At 67.7% G+C, this 18,727-nt stretch carries 16 protein-coding genes, 1 tRNA gene and 1 pseudogene; 6 read left to right on the forward strand and 12 right to left on the reverse strand.

From position 1 onward, the window contains the following. Positions 1-29: 29 nt before the first annotated feature. The 8 genes from ACFYTS_RS29505 to ACFYTS_RS29540 form a co-directional block, all read right to left on the reverse strand. Positions 30-806, reverse strand: a complete 777-nt coding sequence (locus tag ACFYTS_RS29505; RefSeq protein WP_387308793.1) for a thioesterase II family protein — start codon at positions 804-806, stop codon at positions 30-32. A gap of 92 nt (positions 807-898) precedes the next feature. Then, positions 899-1,426 (reverse strand): ester cyclase, encoded by a 528-nt coding sequence (locus tag ACFYTS_RS29510; RefSeq protein WP_387308795.1) that lies wholly within the window; start codon positions 1,424-1,426, stop codon positions 899-901. 31 nt (positions 1,427-1,457) lie between these two features. Beyond that, positions 1,458-2,972 (reverse strand): FAD-binding oxidoreductase, encoded by a 1,515-nt coding sequence (locus ACFYTS_RS29515; RefSeq protein WP_387308797.1) that lies wholly within the window; start codon positions 2,970-2,972, stop codon positions 1,458-1,460. 23 nt (positions 2,973-2,995) lie between these two features. Further along, the gene (locus ACFYTS_RS29520; RefSeq protein ID WP_387308799.1) at positions 2,996-4,528 is read right to left on the reverse strand and encodes an aspartate aminotransferase family protein; all 1,533 of its coding nucleotides are present in this window, start codon (positions 4,526-4,528) and stop codon (positions 2,996-2,998) included. Next, positions 4,525-5,388, reverse strand: a complete 864-nt coding sequence (locus ACFYTS_RS29525; protein ID WP_387308802.1) for an alpha/beta fold hydrolase — start codon at positions 5,386-5,388, stop codon at positions 4,525-4,527. The genes ACFYTS_RS29520 and ACFYTS_RS29525 overlap by 4 nt, the downstream gene beginning before the upstream one ends. Before the next feature lie 2 nt (positions 5,389-5,390). Then, positions 5,391-6,707, reverse strand: a complete 1,317-nt coding sequence (locus tag ACFYTS_RS29530; RefSeq protein WP_357284315.1) for an FAD-dependent oxidoreductase — start codon at positions 6,705-6,707, stop codon at positions 5,391-5,393. Positions 6,708-6,865: 158 nt separating this feature from the next. Beyond that, on the reverse strand, positions 6,866-7,789 hold the full coding sequence (locus tag ACFYTS_RS29535; protein WP_357284312.1) for a zinc-binding dehydrogenase: 924 nt from the start codon (positions 7,787-7,789) through the stop codon (positions 6,866-6,868). A gap of 164 nt (positions 7,790-7,953) precedes the next feature. Beyond that, positions 7,954-9,027, reverse strand: coding sequence for an alkene reductase (locus ACFYTS_RS29540; protein WP_357284310.1), 1,074 nt, complete (start codon positions 9,025-9,027; stop codon positions 7,954-7,956). Between the two features lie 134 nt (positions 9,028-9,161). Here ACFYTS_RS29540 and ACFYTS_RS29545 point away from each other — a divergent pair, with 134 nt between their 5' ends. The 5 genes and pseudogenes from ACFYTS_RS29545 (at position 9,162) to ACFYTS_RS29565 (ending at position 14,669) form a co-directional block, all read left to right on the forward strand. Further along, on the forward strand, positions 9,162-9,593 hold the full coding sequence (locus ACFYTS_RS29545; RefSeq protein ID WP_357284307.1) for a MarR family transcriptional regulator: 432 nt from the start codon (positions 9,162-9,164) through the stop codon (positions 9,591-9,593). Positions 9,594-9,818: 225 nt separating this feature from the next. Then, positions 9,819-11,276: a purine-cytosine permease family protein gene (locus ACFYTS_RS29550; protein WP_387308807.1), complete on the forward strand. Its 1,458-nt coding sequence runs from the start codon at positions 9,819-9,821 to the stop codon at positions 11,274-11,276. A 53-nt stretch (positions 11,277-11,329) separates the two neighbouring features. After that, positions 11,330-11,857 (forward strand): annotated as a pseudogene (locus ACFYTS_RS29555) (FAD-dependent oxidoreductase); the annotation flags it as partial. A gap of 816 nt (positions 11,858-12,673) precedes the next feature. After that, positions 12,674-14,485, forward strand: a complete 1,812-nt coding sequence (locus tag ACFYTS_RS29560) for an acetyl/propionyl/methylcrotonyl-CoA carboxylase subunit alpha (protein WP_387308862.1) — start codon at positions 12,674-12,676, stop codon at positions 14,483-14,485. A 108-nt stretch (positions 14,486-14,593) separates the two neighbouring features. After that, positions 14,594-14,669, forward strand: a tRNA-Lys gene (locus ACFYTS_RS29565). A 7-nt stretch (positions 14,670-14,676) separates the two neighbouring features. Here ACFYTS_RS29565 and ACFYTS_RS29570 read toward each other — a convergent pair. From ACFYTS_RS29570 to ACFYTS_RS29580, 3 genes are all read right to left on the reverse strand, one after another. Next, the gene (locus ACFYTS_RS29570; protein WP_387308810.1) at positions 14,677-16,095 is read right to left on the reverse strand and encodes a serine/threonine-protein kinase; all 1,419 of its coding nucleotides are present in this window, start codon (positions 16,093-16,095) and stop codon (positions 14,677-14,679) included. Positions 16,096-16,309: 214 nt separating this feature from the next. Continuing rightward, the gene (locus ACFYTS_RS29575) at positions 16,310-16,822 is read right to left on the reverse strand and encodes a DinB family protein (RefSeq protein ID WP_357284299.1); all 513 of its coding nucleotides are present in this window, start codon (positions 16,820-16,822) and stop codon (positions 16,310-16,312) included. A gap of 95 nt (positions 16,823-16,917) precedes the next feature. Further along, complete coding sequence (locus ACFYTS_RS29580; protein WP_357284296.1) at positions 16,918-17,316, reverse strand: DUF4870 domain-containing protein; 399 nt, start codon at positions 17,314-17,316, stop codon at positions 16,918-16,920. Positions 17,317-17,502: 186 nt separating this feature from the next. On the opposite strand from ACFYTS_RS29580, the gene ACFYTS_RS29585 reads away from it, so the two are divergent. Next, positions 17,503-18,099, forward strand: a complete 597-nt coding sequence (locus ACFYTS_RS29585) for a hypothetical protein (RefSeq protein WP_387308813.1) — start codon at positions 17,503-17,505, stop codon at positions 18,097-18,099. Between the two features lie 96 nt (positions 18,100-18,195). Here the strand turns inward: ACFYTS_RS29585 and ACFYTS_RS29590 are convergent, their stop codons facing one another. Then, positions 18,196-18,723, reverse strand: coding sequence for an AAA family ATPase (locus ACFYTS_RS29590; RefSeq protein ID WP_387308815.1), 528 nt, complete (start codon positions 18,721-18,723; stop codon positions 18,196-18,198). Between the last annotated feature and the right edge of the window lie 4 nt (positions 18,724-18,727).

Consider the following 18,727-nt stretch of genomic DNA (forward strand, 5'->3'; position numbering starts at 1 on the left):
AACAGGTTGGTAATCCGTTGGTAATTCAGTTATTTCGACCACACAGCGGTGCCGGTGGCCCGTTCGCGGATCTCCGTGTGCAGCGCGTCGACATGCTCGTTGATGAAGAAGTGGCCACCGCGAAACTCACGCAACTCGAACTCGCCGTGCGTGTGCGTCCGCCATTCGGCCATCTCGGCGACGGTGGTCTTGGGGTCGATGTCCCCGGCGAACGCCGTTATCCCGCAGCGCACCCGGGGCCCGCCGGTCCACCGGTAGCGTTCGATGGCCCGGTAGTCGCCACGGATGACGGGAAGCACCATGGCGGCGATCTCCGGATCGGCGAGCGCGGCGGCGTCGGTCGCGCCCAGGCGGACGACATCGTCGAGCAGCTCCGCGTCATCGGCCAGGTAGGTGCGTTCATCGCGGCTGGTGGCGGGTGCGCGGCGGCCGGAGACGAACAGTTCGGTGAGCCGGGTCCCGGACCGTTCCAGCCGCAGCGCGACCTCGAAGGCGAGAATCGCGCCCATGCTGTGCCCGAAGAACGCGGTGGGCCGGTCCAGCCACGGAAGCAACTCCGCGGCAATGTGATCGGCGAGCCGGTCGATATCGTCGACGACCGTTTCGGTGCGGCGTTCCTGACGGCCGGGATATTGCATGGCGAGCACGTCGATTTCGGGTGCGAGGGCCTGCATCCATCGGAAGAAATAGCTCGCGGATCCGCCCGCGTACGGAAAGCAAACCAATCGGTGCGGGGCGGCGGGCGCCGGACCGAATCGGCGAATCCACGCGTTCGGAGAAGGGTTGCCGGACAGACGTTTTTCCATCACACGAATTCCCTTGTCGTATACCGAACGGTTTCGCGCCGGGCACCGGGGAGGGGTACCCGGTGCCCGGCGCGAACCGATCAGGAGAAGTGTCAGCCCATCAGGCCCAGCTGCTGCGACATCTCGAAGTTGTCGTAGCTGATGCGCCAGTAGCTGATCAGGCCGTCACGGAACTCGTAGGTGTCCATACCCTCCAGATCGAACTTGCGACCGGTGGCCGCGACCGGCTCCTCCGGGTGCTCCGGCGGCCAGCCGGAGATGCCGCCGGACAGGGTGCCCTGGCCGTGCCAGGGCACCACGATGCGGTTGCCGTCCAGGGCCACCAGCGGCGCACCGGTGGCCTCGAACCGCATGTCCGGGAATGCCTTGTAGGTGATCTGGGCGAAGAGGCGGAAGTCCTCGTGTCCCTCGCTGAACCGGCCGAACATGGCCGGGTCCTCGACCAGGATGTCGTCGGTGCACATGGCCAGCTGCGCGTCGATGTCGGCGGAGTTCACCGCCTGGTACCACCGGCTCATGAAGTCGCCGATGGTGTCGGCGTCGGGCAGCGCGCCGCCCAGCTCGGCGCGGGCCTTGCGGTAGCGGTCGTCGAAGTACTCGATCTTCTCGAGCGATGTCATCGGATGCCTCCAGGGTGATCTGGTAGTGCGGTCAGTTGTCGCCGCGAACGGCCAGGGCGTGGGTGAAGTGGCCGCGCGGGTCCCACATCGCCTTGATCTCCCGCAGGCGCGGCAGGGCGGCGCCGAAGTACAGCTCCTGCCACGGAATCGGCGCGGTGTGCAGCGCCGGGTCCAGCGGATCGGTGTCGGTGTAGTTCAGGACCGCGCCGTCGTTGGCGCCGCCCCGTCCCGGCACTCCGCCGGTCGCGGCGTAGACCTCGCCGTAGAAGCGGCGCAGCCAGGCCAGCTGGGCCGCGTCCTCCTCCGGCGTCGCCCACATCACGATGTAGAGCATCTTGATGATCGAATCCCGCTGCGGGGACGCTGTTTCCGCGGCCTCGACGGTATTGACACGGCCGCCGTACCCGGCGATCTCCACCAGGGTGGCGGGGTTGTCGAACGCCGGATCGGTGAGGTTGCGGTACAGGGCCGCCACCTGATCGGCGGGCAGCGCGGTGCGCAGGTAGGCCGACTTGGCCTTGAAGCGCCCCTTGCCTTCCCAGCCGTCTCCGCCCAGATCCGCCCACGCGGTGACGTGGGAGATCCACTCGACCCGCTTGCGCGCGTCGACCCGGTAGGTGATGCCGGCGCCCTCGGCCATGGCGGCCAGGAACTCGTCGAGCAGCCGGTCGGCGTCCGGGGTGGCCGCGTCGATCTGCGAGGACATCAGGAACTCACCGGCCGAGATGTGCCGCGGCTTCAGCGCGCTGAACAGATTCACGTACGGCGAGTCGACGCCCGCGTGCTTCTCGTGCCAGGCGGTGAAGGTGGTAAGCAGCTTGCCGAACGCGTCCTCGGTCAGCTGATCCCAGGACCAGACGACCTCGGACACGATCAGTTCCTCTGGAGCCGAGGGCAACTGGTCGGCCGGTTCGGCGCCCGTCGCGCCGGGCGCGCGCAGCCAGAACCTGGTGGCCAGCCCGTAGGTACCGCCACCGCCGCCGGTGTGCGCCCACCACAGGTCCCGGTTCGGGTCGTCGGCCCGCCGGGTCGCCACGACCTTGCGGGCCTTGCCGTCGGCGTCCGCGACGACTACCTCGACGGCCTCGAGGTAGTCGACGAGATGCCCGAACTGCCGCGAGAGCGGACCGTAACCCGCATTGGTCATCTGCCCGCCCAGCGCGACCGGCGGACCGATCCCGGCCGGGACGGTGACATGCCAGCCGTCGTACAGCTTCTGGTACAGGTCGGCGGTGCTGACGCCGGGGCCCACCGCGAACGCGGACAGCTCGGCGTCGTACTCGACCGAATTCAGTTGCGACGCACTGATGATGACCTGGATGTCGGGGTTGACGATCAGGTCCTCGTAGCACGCGCCACTGCTCTGCAGCGCGAACCGCACGCCGCGATCGAGCACGTGCTGCACCGCCGCCACGGCCTCGTCGGCCGTCTTGGGCAGCAGCACGTACTCGGGCGCGCCACTCCATCGGCCGTTGAAGCTGGCCGCGAGCACGCCGTAGCGCTCGTCGTCCGGGGTCACCCGTTCGACGTCGAAGGTGTCGATCATGGTGTGTCTCTCCTTCTGTCCGTTCAGGCGATCGGCGCCAGGCGGGCGCCCTCCGCGTCGCGAATCTCGAGGCACACGTCGCGCAGGGCGACGATCAGCCGGTCGATATCGGACGTGGTGAGGTGGACCGACGGCTCGAACCGCAGGGTGTAGACCGCGCTCGAGGTGGGGAAGGTGCGAATATTGTGCTCGCGCAACAGGAAACCCGAGACGTAGTAGCCGAAGAAGCCACTGCCGTCGAGTTCCCGCAGCACCTGCGAGTCCGCCTCGGCCAGGTTCGCGAACTCCAGTCCGGCCATCAGGCCGCGCCCGCGCACGTCCGCGATCACCGTCGGGAACTCGGCCCGCAGCCCGCGCAGCGCGGTCAGCAGCTCCGAACCCCGTTGCGCCGCCGTGCGATACACCTCGCCGTCGTTCGCCTCGAGCACGCCGAGCACCTTCTCCGCCATCAGGCAGGAGAAGCTGTCCTTGGCGAAGGTCGAGCTGTGCATCATCTCGAAGTCGCGCAGGTACCGCGACTCACGCACCAGCAGCACCGCGGCCTTGGCGATACCGCCGCCCAGGCTCTTGGCCATGGCGTAGTAGTCGCCGCGCAGACCCAGGTGGCTGCTGGACAGGAACGCTCCGGTCCGGCCCATTCCGGCCTGGATCTCGTCGACGACCACCGGGATGCCGAGGTCGGCGGCGACCCGGTTGACGTCCTTGGCGAATTCCACCGGCACCTCGTGGATGCCGCCCTCGCCCAGGATCGGTTCCAGCACCAGGGCGCAGAACACCGGGAACGACCGCGGCGTCACGCGCACCCGGCCGTCGGCGATCTCCAGGTCGTGCAGGTCGCGCCGCTCGGCGGCGACGATCTCGTCGAGCGCGCCGGGCTGGTCCATCGGGACGAACCGGGCCTGAGCGGCCAGCGCCGAGAACACCGACCGGTAGATCGGGTTGTAGGTGAGCTGGACGCTGCCGGCGAGCTTGCCGTGGAAGGATCCGACGGGGCTCAGGAACAGCGGCGTGCTCGCGAACAACCCGTCGTTGTGCGCGGTCGCCGCGGCCACCAGGGCCTCGATGTCGCCCGACGCCCGCCCGTCCGCGACGGCGGCGCGCGCGGCCTCGACATTGGCCTCGAGGTCGGCCCGGAGCCCGGCGATCCGTGCGAAGCGTTCGAACTCCGCGTGCTTCATGGCGGCCTCGATGGCCTCCGCACCGCTGTTGGCGAAGATCGCGAAGTAGTTCTCGTCGTCGTCCAGCTCGCGCCGGATGATCGAATTCAGCTGGGAAACCACGCGATTGGCGTACGAGTGGCGCGAGAACTGGGCGTGGATCGGCGTCTGCCCGGCCAGCAGTTCACGGGCGTGCTCGATCAGCTCGGGGTTGCTGTGCCCGAGCAGCGTCGAACCGTAGCCGCCGACGAAGTCGAGGACGGCGACTTCCTGACCGTCCTTGCGGTAGTACAGGGTGTCGGCCTCACCGCGGGTGTACTCGACATCGAGCCCGGCCGTGGCCAGCACCCCGAGCAGATACGGTTCGGCGTAGTCCTGTGCGTTCTCGATCGTGGTCATCGGCTCTGGACCTCTCCGGCGCGCACCAGGTTCAAGATCTCTCCCGCAACGGTTTCCGGCGCCTGCTGCGGCTGCCAGTGCGAGGTCTTCTCCAGCGTGACCAGCCGGTACGGGCCGGTGACGTGCTGGGCGGTCTCGGTGACCGCGAGCTTGCTGACAGCGGTGTCGGTGACGCTCCAGACGAAGGTCGTCGGAACGGTCACCGGGCCGAAGCCGAACGGCTCACCGAGCAGGTTGTTGGCGCGGTACCAGTTCAGCGCGGCCTCGAGCACGGCCGGGTCGCTGTGCTTGGTGACGTAGCGGCTCACCTGTTCCGGGGTCAGCACACCCTCCCCCGCCTGGGCGAACCACGCCCACAGCTGGGCGGCGTCGTCGGCGAGGAACTGCGCGCCCGAGTCGGCCGACATGAGGAACTCGACGTACTGCGAACTGTGCTGCTGCTCTTCGTCGACGCGGTAGGCGTGCTGGTAGGCGTCCAGGTGCGGGATGGCCAGGGCGACCAGGCTCCGCACCCGATCCGGGTGGCGCGCACCGAGATACCACGCGACCGCGGCGCCCCAGTCGTGACCGACCACGTGCGCGGACTCGACGCCCAGCGAGTCCAGGATGCCGAGCGCGTCGGCCACCAGGTTCGGCAGCGCGTAGTCGGCGACCCCGGCCGGCCGCGCGCCGTCGGAGTACCCGCGCTGATCCGGGGCGATGGTGCGCAGCCCGGCCTCGTGCAGGATGGGCGCCACCTCGTTCCAGGACTCGCGGCTGTGCGGGAAGCCGTGCAGCAGGAGCACGGCCGGACCATCGGCGGGACCGGCGACGTCGACGTCGAAGGTGAACTCGCCCAGGCTGATTCGTTCCACGGTCATGACTACTCCGCGAAGATCTTGGCTTCGAGGGCCGGCTCGTGCAGCACCGTGGCGGGATCGGCCAGGCCGATGACGCGCTGGTAGGCACGCGACACGTCGCCGTCGCGGGCGGCCGCGTCCTGGACCTTGGCGATGAAGGCGTGCGCCTCGAGGATCTCCGGGGTGCGCTCACCCTGGACCTCGGGGTAGCTCAGGTCGGCGCCGATCGCCATGTCCCAGCAGCCGTCGATGGCCTCGGCCGCCAGATCGCGGAAGTAGGCCAGCGGGTCGATCTCGCCGTCGGCCTGGACGTGCTTGCGCAGCACGGCCGAACCCATGGCGGCGACCGTCATACCCTGCGCGTAGCTGGGGTTGAAGCTGGCCACGGCGTCACCGATCACCAGGAAGCCGGCCGGGAAGGCGGTCATGCGCTGGTAGTGACGGCGCAGGTTGGTGGGGAACTTGTAGGCGACCGGGTCGTTGAGCGGTACGGCCTGCTGCAGCGTCTCGTAGATGTCCGGCGCGGCAAGGGTCTTGATGAAGGCCAGGAAGCCCTCGGGATCGGTCGGCGGGTGGTCGCCGAGGATGCCGTAGGCGGTCACGATGGCCCGGCCGCCGTCGATCTTCTGGCAGATGCAGCCGCGCGGCACACCGGCCGAGGCGACGGTGTTGATCGAGATGTCGTCGCCGAACGCCTCGTCCGGGATGCGGTAGTACCGGGTGGCGTACCCCATGCCGATCTTGTGCTTCTCCTCCTCGACCCGGCCGAACTCGAGGTCGTCGAGCCACACCGAGGCGCGCGAACCGCGACCCGAGGCGTCGACCACCAGGTCGGCGGGGATCAGGGTCTCGTGCGAGTTCTCCGGGAACACCCACACGCCGGCGATCCGCTTGCCGTCCTCGACCACCTCGAGGCGGCTGATGTCGGACTGCTCGGCCAGCTCCACGTTCGGCAGCGCCAGCACCCGCTCACGGATGTGGCCCTCGAAGAACGGGCGGCTGGCGGTCAGGCAGACCAGGCCCGAATCGACCTGAACCAGCTTCTTGCCGTTGATGATCCAGCGCACGTCCTTGGACGCGTCACCGATGGCCGCGCCGTCGGCGACCATCTTGTCGGTCAGGCCGGGGAACAGCTCCTCGGCGATCTGCTGGCCGCGCGAGAGCAGACCGTGCAGGTGGTGGCCCTGCGGCAGGCCGCGCCGCAGCAGGTTCGGACCGGTCAGGTGGTCCCGGTCGACAAGGGTTACCCGCTCGTACTTCTCGGCGAGCACGCGGGTGGCGAACAAACCGGCGAGCCCACCCCCCAATACGACGGCGCGGTTCTCTCCACGGGTGGTCATGGCCTGTCTCCTCTGCTCGTACCGCTCGTGCCAGTGGCTCACCGCCCGTTCGCGCGCGGCCACGGGGTGAACGTATCCACGGGCGGCTCACCGACCGGTCATCGTCGAGACACTGGGCACGAAAAATGCTGGTACGAGCGACTTTTCGAGGGTCCGGCTCAGTCCGCGCGGCGCACGTCGAGCACCGCCTTGCCGGGGACCTGACGACCCACCAGGGCGTCGGCGGCCCGCAGGTAGTCGGTCCAGTCGCCGCGCCAGCCGATGGCCGGATCCAGCCGCCCGCGCTCGGCCAGGCCGACCAGTTCGGTGAGCTCGCCGCCGAGCGGGGTGCCGATGACGAAGGTCTCGATCCGCGCGCGATCGACCCGGATGCGGGCCTCCTCGAAATCGATGAGGGTCGGCTGCTTCGAAGCCTTGCCGACCGCCACCACCGTGCCGCCGGTCTCGAGCCGCAGATAGGCGTCGGCCAGCTGCTGGCCGCCGACATTGTCGACCGCGCCGAAGACCCGGCCGCGCAGGGCCGCGGGACCGAGGATCACCTCGGTCGCGCCCAGCTCGACCAGACCCGCGCCACGGGCCGGACTGCCCACCGAGGCAACGACTTCCGCACCGGCGAGGTGCGCGAGCTGCACCGCGAACCGGCCGACGCCGCCGGACGCGCCGGTCACCAGCACCCGGCGTCCGGTGATGTCGCCGAGTCGCCGGATCGCCTGCAAGGCGGTGACCGCGGCGACCGGAAGCGCCGCTGTCGCACCGAGATCCAGGGTGTCGGGCACCAGGGCCAGTTCCGCGGTATCGACCGCGCGCTGCTCGGCCCAGGCGCCGCCCCAGCCGAAGGTCACCACGCGGCTGCCGGCGGGCGGACCCGAGCCGTCGGCCGCGGGGACCACGACGGTGCCGGCGGCGTCCCAGCCCGGAATCGTGCCGGTCGGCAGGTCCGGGACCCGGAAGGCGACCTCCCCGAAATTGAACGAGAACGCGGCGACGTCGATCAGCGCCTGCGACGGCCCCGGCGTCGGGGCGGGCGCGTCGCTCAGGCGCAGCATGTGCGGGGCGGCCTGGTCGTGGACGAGTGCCTTCATCTTCAGTGCTCCTCTTCTCAGGGGATCGGCGGACATGGTCCGGGCGCACGGCCGCCCCGATTCCGTCCCGGCCGGGATCGGAAATCGGGGCGGCCGTTGCGAATTCAGTTATGGGTGACGCTGCCCGGGGCCGGTGAGCGACTCGGCCCGGGGCCGGGATTCACTCAGCCCAGGGTCGGGTAGTCGGTGTAGCCGACGTGGTCGCCGCCGTAGAAGGTGGCCTCGTCGGGGGTGTTGAAGGGGCCGCCGGCCTTGATGCGGGCATCCAGGTCGGGGTTGGCCAGCCACAGGGTGGCCAGCGCGGCCGCGTCCGCCACACCGGATTCCAGCGCCTGCTCGGCGGCGTCGACCGACGCCGGGAACGCCTCGGGGGTGGCGTGCGGGTTCAGGATGATGCTGTTGGAGAAGGCCGCGCGCAGCTTGGTGGTCAGCTCGCGGTCGCCGCCCTCCATGATGTGCACGTAGGCGATGTCCAGGTCGGACAGCTTGGTGAGCAGCTCGACGTACAGCGGGGCCGGGTCGGCCTCGACGATGTGGTTGAACGGGTTGCCGGGCGACAGGCGGATACCGGTGCGGTCGGCGCCGATGGCCTCGGCGACCGCGGCCACCACCTCGGTGACGAAGCGGATGCGGTTGGGGATCGAGCCGCCGTAGTTGTCGGTGCGCAGGTTGGTGTTGTCGGCCAGGAACTGGTGCAGCAGATAGCCGTTCGCACCGTGGACCTCGACACCGTCGAAGCCGGCGGCGATGGCGTTGCGCGCGGCGGCCACGAAGTCGGCGATGGTGGTGGTGATGTCCTCGGCGGTCATCTCCCGGGGCTCCGGGTGGTCGATCATGCCGTTGGGGGTGAACAGCTGCTCACCGGAGACCACCGCGGACGGGGCCAGCGGCAGCGCGTTGTCCGGGTACAGCATGGGGTGGCCGATGCGGCCGCAGTGGGTCAGCTGCGCGATGATGCGGCCGCCCGCCCGGTGCACGGCGTCGGTGACCTGGCGCCAGGCCTCGGTCTGGGCCTCGTTGTGCAGACCCGGGGTCAGGAAGTAGCCCTGGCCGATGACGCTGGGCTGGATGCTCTCGCTGATGATCAGGCCGGCGCTCGCGCGCTGCGTGTAGTACTCGGCGGTGAGCTCGGTGACGAGCCCATCCAGGGTGGCCCGGTTGCGGGTCATCGGCGCCATCACCAGACGGCTCGGCAGCTGCAACCGGCCGATCGAGACCTGCTCGAACAGAGTGCTCACCTTGTACTCCTTGCTGGATCGAGTCGCGCGCCGGACTGGTGCGCGCAATTACTTGATTGGATCAAGCACCATGCTGGCACATGTGATTTATCCAATCAAGTACCTTCGTCAAGTCTTGGCTTAGAATTTTCTGCATGGCAGTACCGGCAGGTCCCGTGAGCACATCCACCGACGTCGAGCAGGTGATGTTCGAATTCGTGGACGCCTACAACCACGCCTTCGAGGACGCCGCCCGTGACCAGGGCATGAGCATGGCCCACGCCTGCGTGCTCGGCCGGGTCGGCACACCGCGCGGAATGGGCGAACTGGCCGAGGAACTCGGCTGTGACGCCTCCAACATCACCCAGATCGTCACCCGGCTCGAGGCCCGCTCCCTGGTCCTGCGCCAACCCGACCCCGCCGACCGGCGCTTCCGGCGCATCCAGCGCACCCCCGAGGGCGAAGCCGTCAACGACGCGTTCGAGGACTCCTTCGACTTCCCCCGCCGCGCGGTCGCCAATCTGACCCCCGACGAACAACAACAACTGGCCGACCTTCTTCGCAAAGCACTCACCCCGCCCCGGTAACCACACCGGCGACGGACCCACCGAACTCACTGCGGCCCAACGCTACCCGCGGGCAAACACCCCGATCAACGCGTGACGATCTCACGCGCACCGCTCTGACCTGCGCGAATGCTTCCTGATGTCCCGACGATGACCGGGCGATGACGCTCGCGGCGATAGTTTCGCCGCGGACGTGTCGTGGACACGTCGAATACGGAAGCTGCACAAGGTATTCGGAGGCGCGCGGTGACCAGTCAGCAAGAGGACATCACAACCAGAAGACCAGCACCGGAACCATCGGGGGATGCGTTCGGGCACATCGAGGTTCGCGGCATCGACTTCGTTCCCCCGCAGGAGCGCCGCGGCACGCCACGTGAGCTGTTCACCATCTGGGCGGCGTCCAATGTCGCCTACATCTACATCGTGCTCGGCGGCACGGCGCTGCTGCTCGGCCTGTCGTTGTGGCAGGCGCTGGCGGTCGTGGTGCTGGGCAACCTGTTCTGGCTCGGCGTCGGCGCGCTCGCGGTCAGCGGCCCGGCGGCGGGGACGCCCAGCGTGGTGATCATGCGCTCGATGTTCGGCATTCGCGGTAACCGGCTCTTCGGCGCGGGGCTCAACTGGCTGATCGCCATTTCCTACGAGGCGATCAACCTGTCGTTCGGTTCGCTCGCGGCGTTCGCGCTGGCCGGGCATCTGGGCGTCACGGTGTCGACGCCGGTGAAGCTGGTGATCGTGGCGGTCATGGCGGTCGCGACCTTCACGATCAGCATCTACGGGCACGCGACGATCGTGCGGCTCAGCCCCTTCTTCACCGCGGCCCTCGTACTCTGCTGTGTGCTGCTGGGCGTCTTCGTGTTCGGCCACGCCAAGTTCGATTACGTTCCCGCGCAGCCGCTCACGGGTTCCTCGCTGTGGTCGGCGCTGCTGGTCGGGGTGGCGCTGGTCGCGTCGGCTCCGCTGTCGTGGACCGTCGGCGCGGACTACGCACGCTATCTGCCCGAATCGGTGTCGAAGCGCGCGGTGATGGGGTGGACCGCGCTGGGCGGGTTCGTGCCGGCCGTCGCGCTGGGCGTCATCGGCGTCATCGCGGGGACCAGCGTCGACATGACCGACCCCCAGACCTCGCTGAAGGGCATCCTGCCCGGGTGGTTCTACCCGGTGTTCCTGGCCGTGATCGTCGTCGGCGCGATCACCACCAACGTGCTCACCACCTACTCCTCGGGCCTGTGCCTGCAGGGTCTCGGCGTGAGGATGCGGCGCTCGCAGACCGTGTTCATCGACGGCGTGCTCGGCGGCGCGATCACCTTCTACGCGCTGTTCGTCGCCGAGGACTTCCTCGCGACCCTGAGCCGGTGGCTGGAACTGACCGTCGTGGTGCTGGGGCCGTTGGTCGCCATCTACGTGACCGATATCGTGTTGCGCCGCAACCGGTATGACGGGGTATCGCTCAACGACGAACACCCCGGGAGTGCGCAGTGGTACACGGCGGGCTTCAACGTCGCCGGTGTCACGGCCATCATCGTCGGCGGCATCTCGGCGGGGCTGTGCATCCACACCACCTCGTGGGAGGGGCCGGTGGCCTCGGCCCTCGGGGGCGCGGACCTGTCGGCGCTGGCCGGGCCGGCCGTCGCGGCCACCGTCTACGCGGTGCTCAGCCGCACGCTCTACCGCTCGCGGATCGCGGCGGCCGAGATCAACGCGTGAACAACCGGCGGGTCGCGGCGCCTGTCGGTGACCGAAAAGTCGTGAAGGGAACCATGATTACCGAACAGAGTGCAGCGACCCGCCCACTACGCATTGCGATCGTGGGGGCCGGGCCGGCCGGGATCTACGCCGCCGACGCGTTGATGAAATCCGATGGGCACGCCGGGTTCGACGGGGTGAGCATCGACCTGTACGAGCGGATGCCCGCGCCGTTCGGGTTGATCCGCTACGGCGTCGCGCCGGATCACCCGCGGATCAAGGGAATCATCACCGCCTTGCACAGGGTGCTCGACAAGGAGCAGGTGCGGCTGCTGGGCAATATCGACTACGGGGTCGACATCACCCTCGAGGATCTGCGTCAGTTCTATGACGCGGTCATCTTCTCCACCGGGGCGAATGCTGATCGCGCACTGGATGTTCCGGGCATCGAATTGGACGGTTCCTACGGCGCGGCGGACTTCGTGTCCTGGTACGACGGGCATCCGGATGTGCCACGGACCTGGCCATTGACGGCGGAGAAGGTCGCCGTGCTCGGGGTCGGCAATGTCGCGCTGGATGTGGCGCGGGTGCTGGCCAAGACCGGGGATGAACTGCTGCCCACGGAGATTCCGCCGAACGTCTACGACGGATTGAAGGCCAACAAGGCGCTCGAGGTGCACGTGTTCGGCCGCCGGGGTCCCGCCCAGGCCAAGTTCACGCCCCTCGAACTGCGCGAACTCGACCACTCCCCCACCATCGAGGTCATCGTCGACCCTGAGGACATCGACTACGACGAGGGCTCGGAAGCCGCGCGCCGCAACTCCAAGCAGGTCGACATGATCTGCAACACCCTGGAACAGTGGGCCATTCGCGATGTCGGCGACCGCCCGCACAAGCTGTTCCTGCACTTCTTCGAGAACCCTTCGGAGATCCTCGGCGAGAACGGCAGGGTCGTCGGTCTGCGGACCGAGCGCACCGCACTCGACGGCACCGGGAACGTGAAACCGACCGGCGCATATCGTGATTGGGATGTCCAGGCCGTCTACCGGGCGGTCGGATATCTCTCCCAGCCGATTCCGGGCCTGCCCTTCGACGAGGACAGCGGAACGGTCCCCAACACCGCGGGCCGCATCCCCGGCCTGTCCGCCACCTATGTCACCGGCTGGATCAAGCGCGGCCCCGTCGGCCTCATCGGTCACACCAAGGGCGACGCCAACGAAACCATCGCCTGCCTGCTCGACGACGCCCCGTCCTTCACCCCCGCCGCCCACCCCGACCCCGATGCCGTCATCGAATTCCTGGAGCGCAAGGGCATCCCGTTCACCACCTGGGCGGGCTGGTACCGCCTCGACGCCCACGAACGTGCCCTCGGCGAACCGCAGGGCCGCGAACGCGTCAAGGTCGTGGAACGCGACGAGATGCTGGCCGCCTCCGAACCCGGCAAGGAGACAGGATCCACTGTGCCCACCACGCGAATCACGAAAGTCCTGGTAGCCAACCGAGGCGAGATCGCTGTCCGGGTGATCCGGGCCGCCAAGGACGCCGGAATCTCCAGCGTCGCGGTGTATGCCGAACCGGACGCCGACGCGCCGTTCGTGAAGCTCGCCGATGAGGCGTTCGCGCTCGGTGGTCAGACCTCGGCCGAGTCGTACCTGGTGTTCGACAAGATCCTCGACGCCGCCGCGAAGGCCGGCGCGGACGCGATCCACCCCGGCTACGGGTTCCTGTCGGAGAACGCCGATTTCGCGCAGGCCGTGATCGACGCGGGTCTGATCTGGATCGGTCCGTCGCCGCAGTCCATCCGGGATCTGGGTGACAAGGTCACCGCGCGCCACATCGCCGAGCGCGCGCAGGCGCCGATGGCCGCGGGTACCAAGGATCCGGTGAAGGACGCCGACGAGGTCGTGGCGTTCGCCAAGGAGTTCGGTGTTCCGGTGGCCATCAAGGCCGCCTTCGGTGGTGGTGGTCGTGGCATGAAGGTCGCGCACACCATCGAGGAGATCCCGGAGCTGTTCGAGTCCGCGACGCGTGAGGCCATCGCGGCGTTCGGTCGTGGTGAGTGCTTCGTGGAGCAGTACCTGGACAAGGCCCGTCACGTCGAGGCCCAGGTCATCGCCGACCAGCACGGCAATGTCGTGGTCGCCGGTACCCGTGACTGCTCGCTGCAGCGCCGCTTCCAGAAGCTCGTCGAGGAGGCCCCCGCGCCCTTCCTGTCCGATGAAGTCAGGTCCGAGATCCACGAGTCGGCGAAGCAGATCTGCCGCGAGGCAGGCTATTACGGCGCGGGCACCGTCGAATACCTCGTCCAGGGCGACACGGTCTCCTTCCTGGAGGTCAACACCCGCCTGCAGGTGGAACACCCCGTCACCGAGGAGACCGCCGGTATCGACCTGGTGCGTCAGCAGTTCCGCATCGCCGAGGGCCACGAGCTGTCCATCACCGAGGACCCGACTCCGCGCGGCCACTCCTTCGAGTTCCGCATCAACGGTGAGGACGCCGGTCGCGGCTTCCTCCCGGCACCGGGCCCGGTCGTCACCTACCGCGAACCGACTGGTCCCGGTGTGCGCGTCGACTCGGGCGTGGTCGAGGGTTCGGTCATCGGCGGCCAATTCGACTCCATGCTCGCCAAACTGATCGTCACCGGCGAAACCCGCGACCAAGCCCTCCAACGGGCAGCACGGGCCCTCGCCGAATTCCGCATCGAGGGTTTGGCCACCGTCCTCCCCTTCCACCGCCACATCGTCACCAACCCCGCGTTCATCGGTGACGGCGAGAAGTTCGACGTCTACACCAAGTGGATCGAGAACGAGTGGGACAACCCGATCGAGCCCTACACGGGCGCTGTCGCCATCGAAGAGGACGAACAGGCTCCGCGCCAGAAGGTCGTCGTCGAGGTCAGCGGCCGCCGCGTCGAAGTCTCTATCCCCGCCCAGTTCTCCGCCTCCGCCGCGTCCACGCCGGTGCGTAAGAAGCCGAAGCCCCGCAAGCGCGGTGGCGCGGGCACGGGCACCGCCTCCGGCGACGCCGTCACCGCCCCCATGCAGGGCACCGTCGTCAAGGTGGCCGTCGAAGAGGGCCAATCCGTCGAGGCGGGCGACCTGGTCGTGGTGCTCGAGGCCATGAAGATGGAGAACCCGGTCACCGCCCACAAGGCCGGCACCATCACCGGCCTCACCGTCGAGCCCGGCAGCGCCATCACCCAGGGCACCGTCCTCGCCGAAATCAACTAACCCCGGACCGGCCCCGGCACCCCGGCCGGGGCCGTCACCCCTCCCAGAAACCCGATTCCACTTCTCGCCACCACCCTGCTAAAGTTCCTTCCCGCAACGAAGTAGCAAGCGCCATTAGCTCAATTGGCAGAGCAGCTGACTCTTAATCAGCGGGTTCGGGGTTCGAGTCCCTGATGGCGCACCAGAAAGACCTAACCCGAGGTCAAATTCCCGAGGGCGTCCTTCGCCGGGGCGTACCCGGCTTCGGCGGATTTGCGGTAGACGCGTTTCGCGGCGTCCGTGCGCCCGAGGGATTTCCATTGATCGCCCAGGGCTTTCAGAGCGACCATGTCGCCGTCTCGTTCCACCTCGCGGTAGAGGAGCTCGGCTCGGTCGTCCTCGCCTCGGGCCTCATGAACCGTTGCCAAGTGGACTTTTCCGAGAATGTGGCCATTGTCGATGTAGCGGCGGTACCAGTAGGCGGCCTGGCCGAGGTCACCGGTCTTCATGCACATATGGCCCAAGGTCAGCATCGAGAGCGTATCGCCGTGCTCGGCGGCCCGCCGGTACCAGCGTTCGGCTTCCGCGCGGGCGCCCCGGTTTTCGAGGAGTCGCGCCAGGAAGGACATGGAGAGGGTGTCGTTCATCGAAGCGGCCTGACGGAGTAGCCGTTCGGCTTCGCCGATATCGCCGCGCTTCTGATGATCTCGGGCCCGGGCCAGCAACTGGCCGACCTCGCCACGCCTACGGCCGGTGCCCGATGGTCGCGAATTTCCCTTGGGTACTTCCGATTTCGGCGCGATGTCGGGCGGTGTCCGATCCGTGAGCATGGCCAACGCGTGCGGGATGGACGGACGTGACTCCGGCTGCCGATCCATCAGCCGGGTGATGAGCGGGCCGAGTTGCCCGGCGCGCACCGGCGCGGGAACCGCACCGAACATGACCGCTTTCATGGTTCCGTGAATGGTGTCGCGACGGAACGGCGAAACCCCCTCCACCGCCTGGTAGAGCGTGACGCCGAGGGCGTACAGGTCACCGGCGGGCGTGTCGTCGCCGTCGATGCGTTCGGGCGCCATGTACTCGAACGAACCGATGAGCGTCTCTTTGGCGGTCAGCGTGTGATCGGAGTGGTGGCGGGCGGTCCCGAAATCCGTGAGCAGCACCTCGCCGCCGGTGGCGAGCAGGATATTGCCCGGCTTGACATCGCGGTGGACCACGCCGGCATCATGGGCGGCCCGCAGGGCCTGCAACAAGGCGACGGCGACGGCGGCGGCTTCCGTGACGTCCACCGGCCCGTCGCTGTCGAGTCGCTGCTTCAAGGATCGGCCGGACACCAGGCGCATGACGATCCACGGCGTCCCGCCGTCGGTGACGACATCGAGAACGCCGACGATATTCGGATGGTCGCGCAGCCGGGCGGCATTGCGGGCCTCACGTTCGGCCCGCACAACCCGCTCGGCGTGCTGTGCGCTCGATTCGGCCTGCGGGAGCAGCACTTCCTTCACCGCGACATCCACCCGCAACCGCTCGTCGCGCGCCTTCCACACGGTCCCGAACCCGCCACTGCCCAGCTTCTCGATCAACCGGTAGCGGCCGCCGAGAACCCAGCCCGGTCGTCCCAGCGCAGACATGAAGGCTCCCAGTGGTTCAGTGCCCCAGCAACTTCGGAACCAGTCAACCGTACTCGAATACGGGTGCCCGAGGCGCCCGCAACCGGGACGGTCAGATCGCCCTTGCCCGCACGAGGTCCGACGGCAGCCCCCGTCATGGACGGCGAGCATGTGGGTCGCCTTCGACAGTGTGTCGACGATGGATCATCAAACTTGGAGCGAACCCGCGAGGGTCCTATTCGCCCGTCTGACCGTCCAGCTGTTCCCGGAGTAGGTCGGCGTGGCCGTTGTGGCGGGCGTACTCCTCGATCATGTGGGTGAGGATCCAGCGCGCGCTGTATCCGTCGTCACCGGATTGGTGATCGCCGACCGTGTCGAGCGATTCACAACTGTCCACAATCTCCCGCGAGCGAGCGCATTCCTCGTGCCACAGGCGAAACGCCTCATCCACATCCGCATCGTCGACGTCGAAGTCGACATCCTCCGACCGCTCGGCGCCCCAGTAGAACGCGGGCGCGTCCACACCCCCGAGCGTGCGGGCGAACCAGCCACGTTCCACGTCGGTCATATGACGAACCAGTCCGAGCAACGACAACGCCGACGGCGGCACCGCCCGCTGCCGCAGCTGGGCATCCGAGAGCCCTGAACACTTCCACGCCAAGGTATCCCGCTGAAACTGGAGAAAACTGCCGAGCGTCTCGTGTTCCCCGGCAACCCGAGGCGTCTCTGCCCGCTCGATCGACTCCATTCGATCATTCTCACCCGTTCCCACGCCGGCCGCCCGCGCCTTCCCCGGAAACGCCAAAACGGCCCGAGATCCCCTCGGGCCGTTGATCTTCGCCGCTACTTGACCGAACCGGCCAGCTGATCGGCATACGGGGCGATGAACTTTCCGACAATGGGCAGCGGCGCGCGGACACCGCCGGTGTTGTTCGCCTGCACCATGGCCATGATCCAGACGACGAGCGCCAGGAGCCCGACCGCGAGCCCGGCGAGGCTGAAGATGATCCCCAGCGCCCCGAGCAGCGACCCGACGATGCTCAGCACGAAGTTGAGGACGGAGACCGCTCCGAAGAAGACGATCGATTGCGAGGCATGGAATTTCACGTCGGGGTCGTTCTTCCCCAGGAACAGGAAGATGATTCCGGTGAGCCAGCCCAGCGCGTAGGACAGGATCGCGCTGGTCTTCTTGTCCAGGCCGGTGGACTGCGGCTGGTTGGCGGGAGGCTGAGAAAATGTCATGGCGTAAGTAAATGCCGCGCACGCCCCCTACCGATCTCAACTTCAGCATGAACCCGCAGGTCCATTGGCTGCGGGGTCAGTGCCGCGCACAGAAATCGTCCAGAAGCAGACGAGTGCGTTTCAGCGACGCCGGTACATTCGTGGGGATTCTGCCGACGGGGAGGGATGATGGCCGGCGAGCCTGTCATGACGCTGTACGACTACCAATTGGCGATGCTGCACCCGATGAACAAGAGCGCGCCGGCCCAGGCCGCGGAGCTACGCCGTCATCTCGGCGCTACCCGGGTCGACACCGCGATCGCTGAGAAGCGGTGGTTCTACGGAGAGGCTGTCAACAACTTCAAGTCGATCGATGAGTATGTAACAGCCTGGGGTGCACCGACTTCGGAGCGAAGCGAACAGGTCGGCAGCCGCACGGTGCGGTATGCGGTGTGGGATCTCACGTTCTGGCCGGGATTGCAGCTCGAATTCACAGAGCTTCATCGCGGATACAACGTACTCAAACGGTTGCTTCGCAGACCGGAGCTGCCAAGGCCGCAGATCGACTCCGTTGCTGATCTGACGCCCTGGTCGTGCACAAATGAGGAGCTGCAAGAATCCAGCCTCGGCCCAATTGACTTCGTCGACGGATTCGGTGCGGTCGGAGACGTGGTTGCTTTCACCGCGACCGATCCCGATACCGGACGTCAGCAGCGCTACTTCGCCCACATCGATTGGGGCCTGCTACAGGCGGTCGAACCGGCACCGGACTGGTACACCGACGAGCGACGAACCGATCATTAGCAACCGGGTGACCTGCGACCGCATCCGAGTGCTGTGGTTCGGATATGAGTAGGCCGCCCGAAGTTGCTGCGCCGCTATCGAGTTCCGCTGCCTGGGTTACCGGATCATGGCGCCGATTGTTTCGACTCGATCCGCCAGGGGGACGCTCAACTCGATCACCGGGATGTCGGCGAGGAGGTGCAGCGGGTCGGTGTAGGCCAACTCCAGGAGCGTGTCGTTGACCGTGTGGCGCAGACCGAGCATCTCCACCGAGGGCAGGAGTCGTTCGGTTTCGGGGGTTATGGGCACCAGGACCAGGAGATCCAGTGTGGCCAAGGCATTTCGGACTGTGGCGGGAGTGGTGGCGGACTCGAGGTCGAGGCCGGTCGCTGACAGGTAAGCCAGGAAGTCCAAGGGGGTTCGGTCGAAGACGGATCCGTCCGGCTCGCTGGTCAGCAGTTGGATCGAGCGGGCCAGCTGGGCTCGGTAGTCGGCGCGCGAGGGCGGGTATTCGAAGTCGTAGCCGTCTTCCTCGAGGAGGACATACGGTTCCTCGATCGGCATGAGTTCGTCGAAGCGGGAACACAGTTCGTGAACCAGCGTTGTCTTGCCGGTCCCGTGTGGTCCGGATACCCCGATCCGCATTCGA

Source organism: Nocardia sp. NPDC004151, from assembly GCF_042874235.1.
Taxonomy (GTDB): domain Bacteria; phylum Actinomycetota; class Actinomycetes; order Mycobacteriales; family Mycobacteriaceae; genus Nocardia.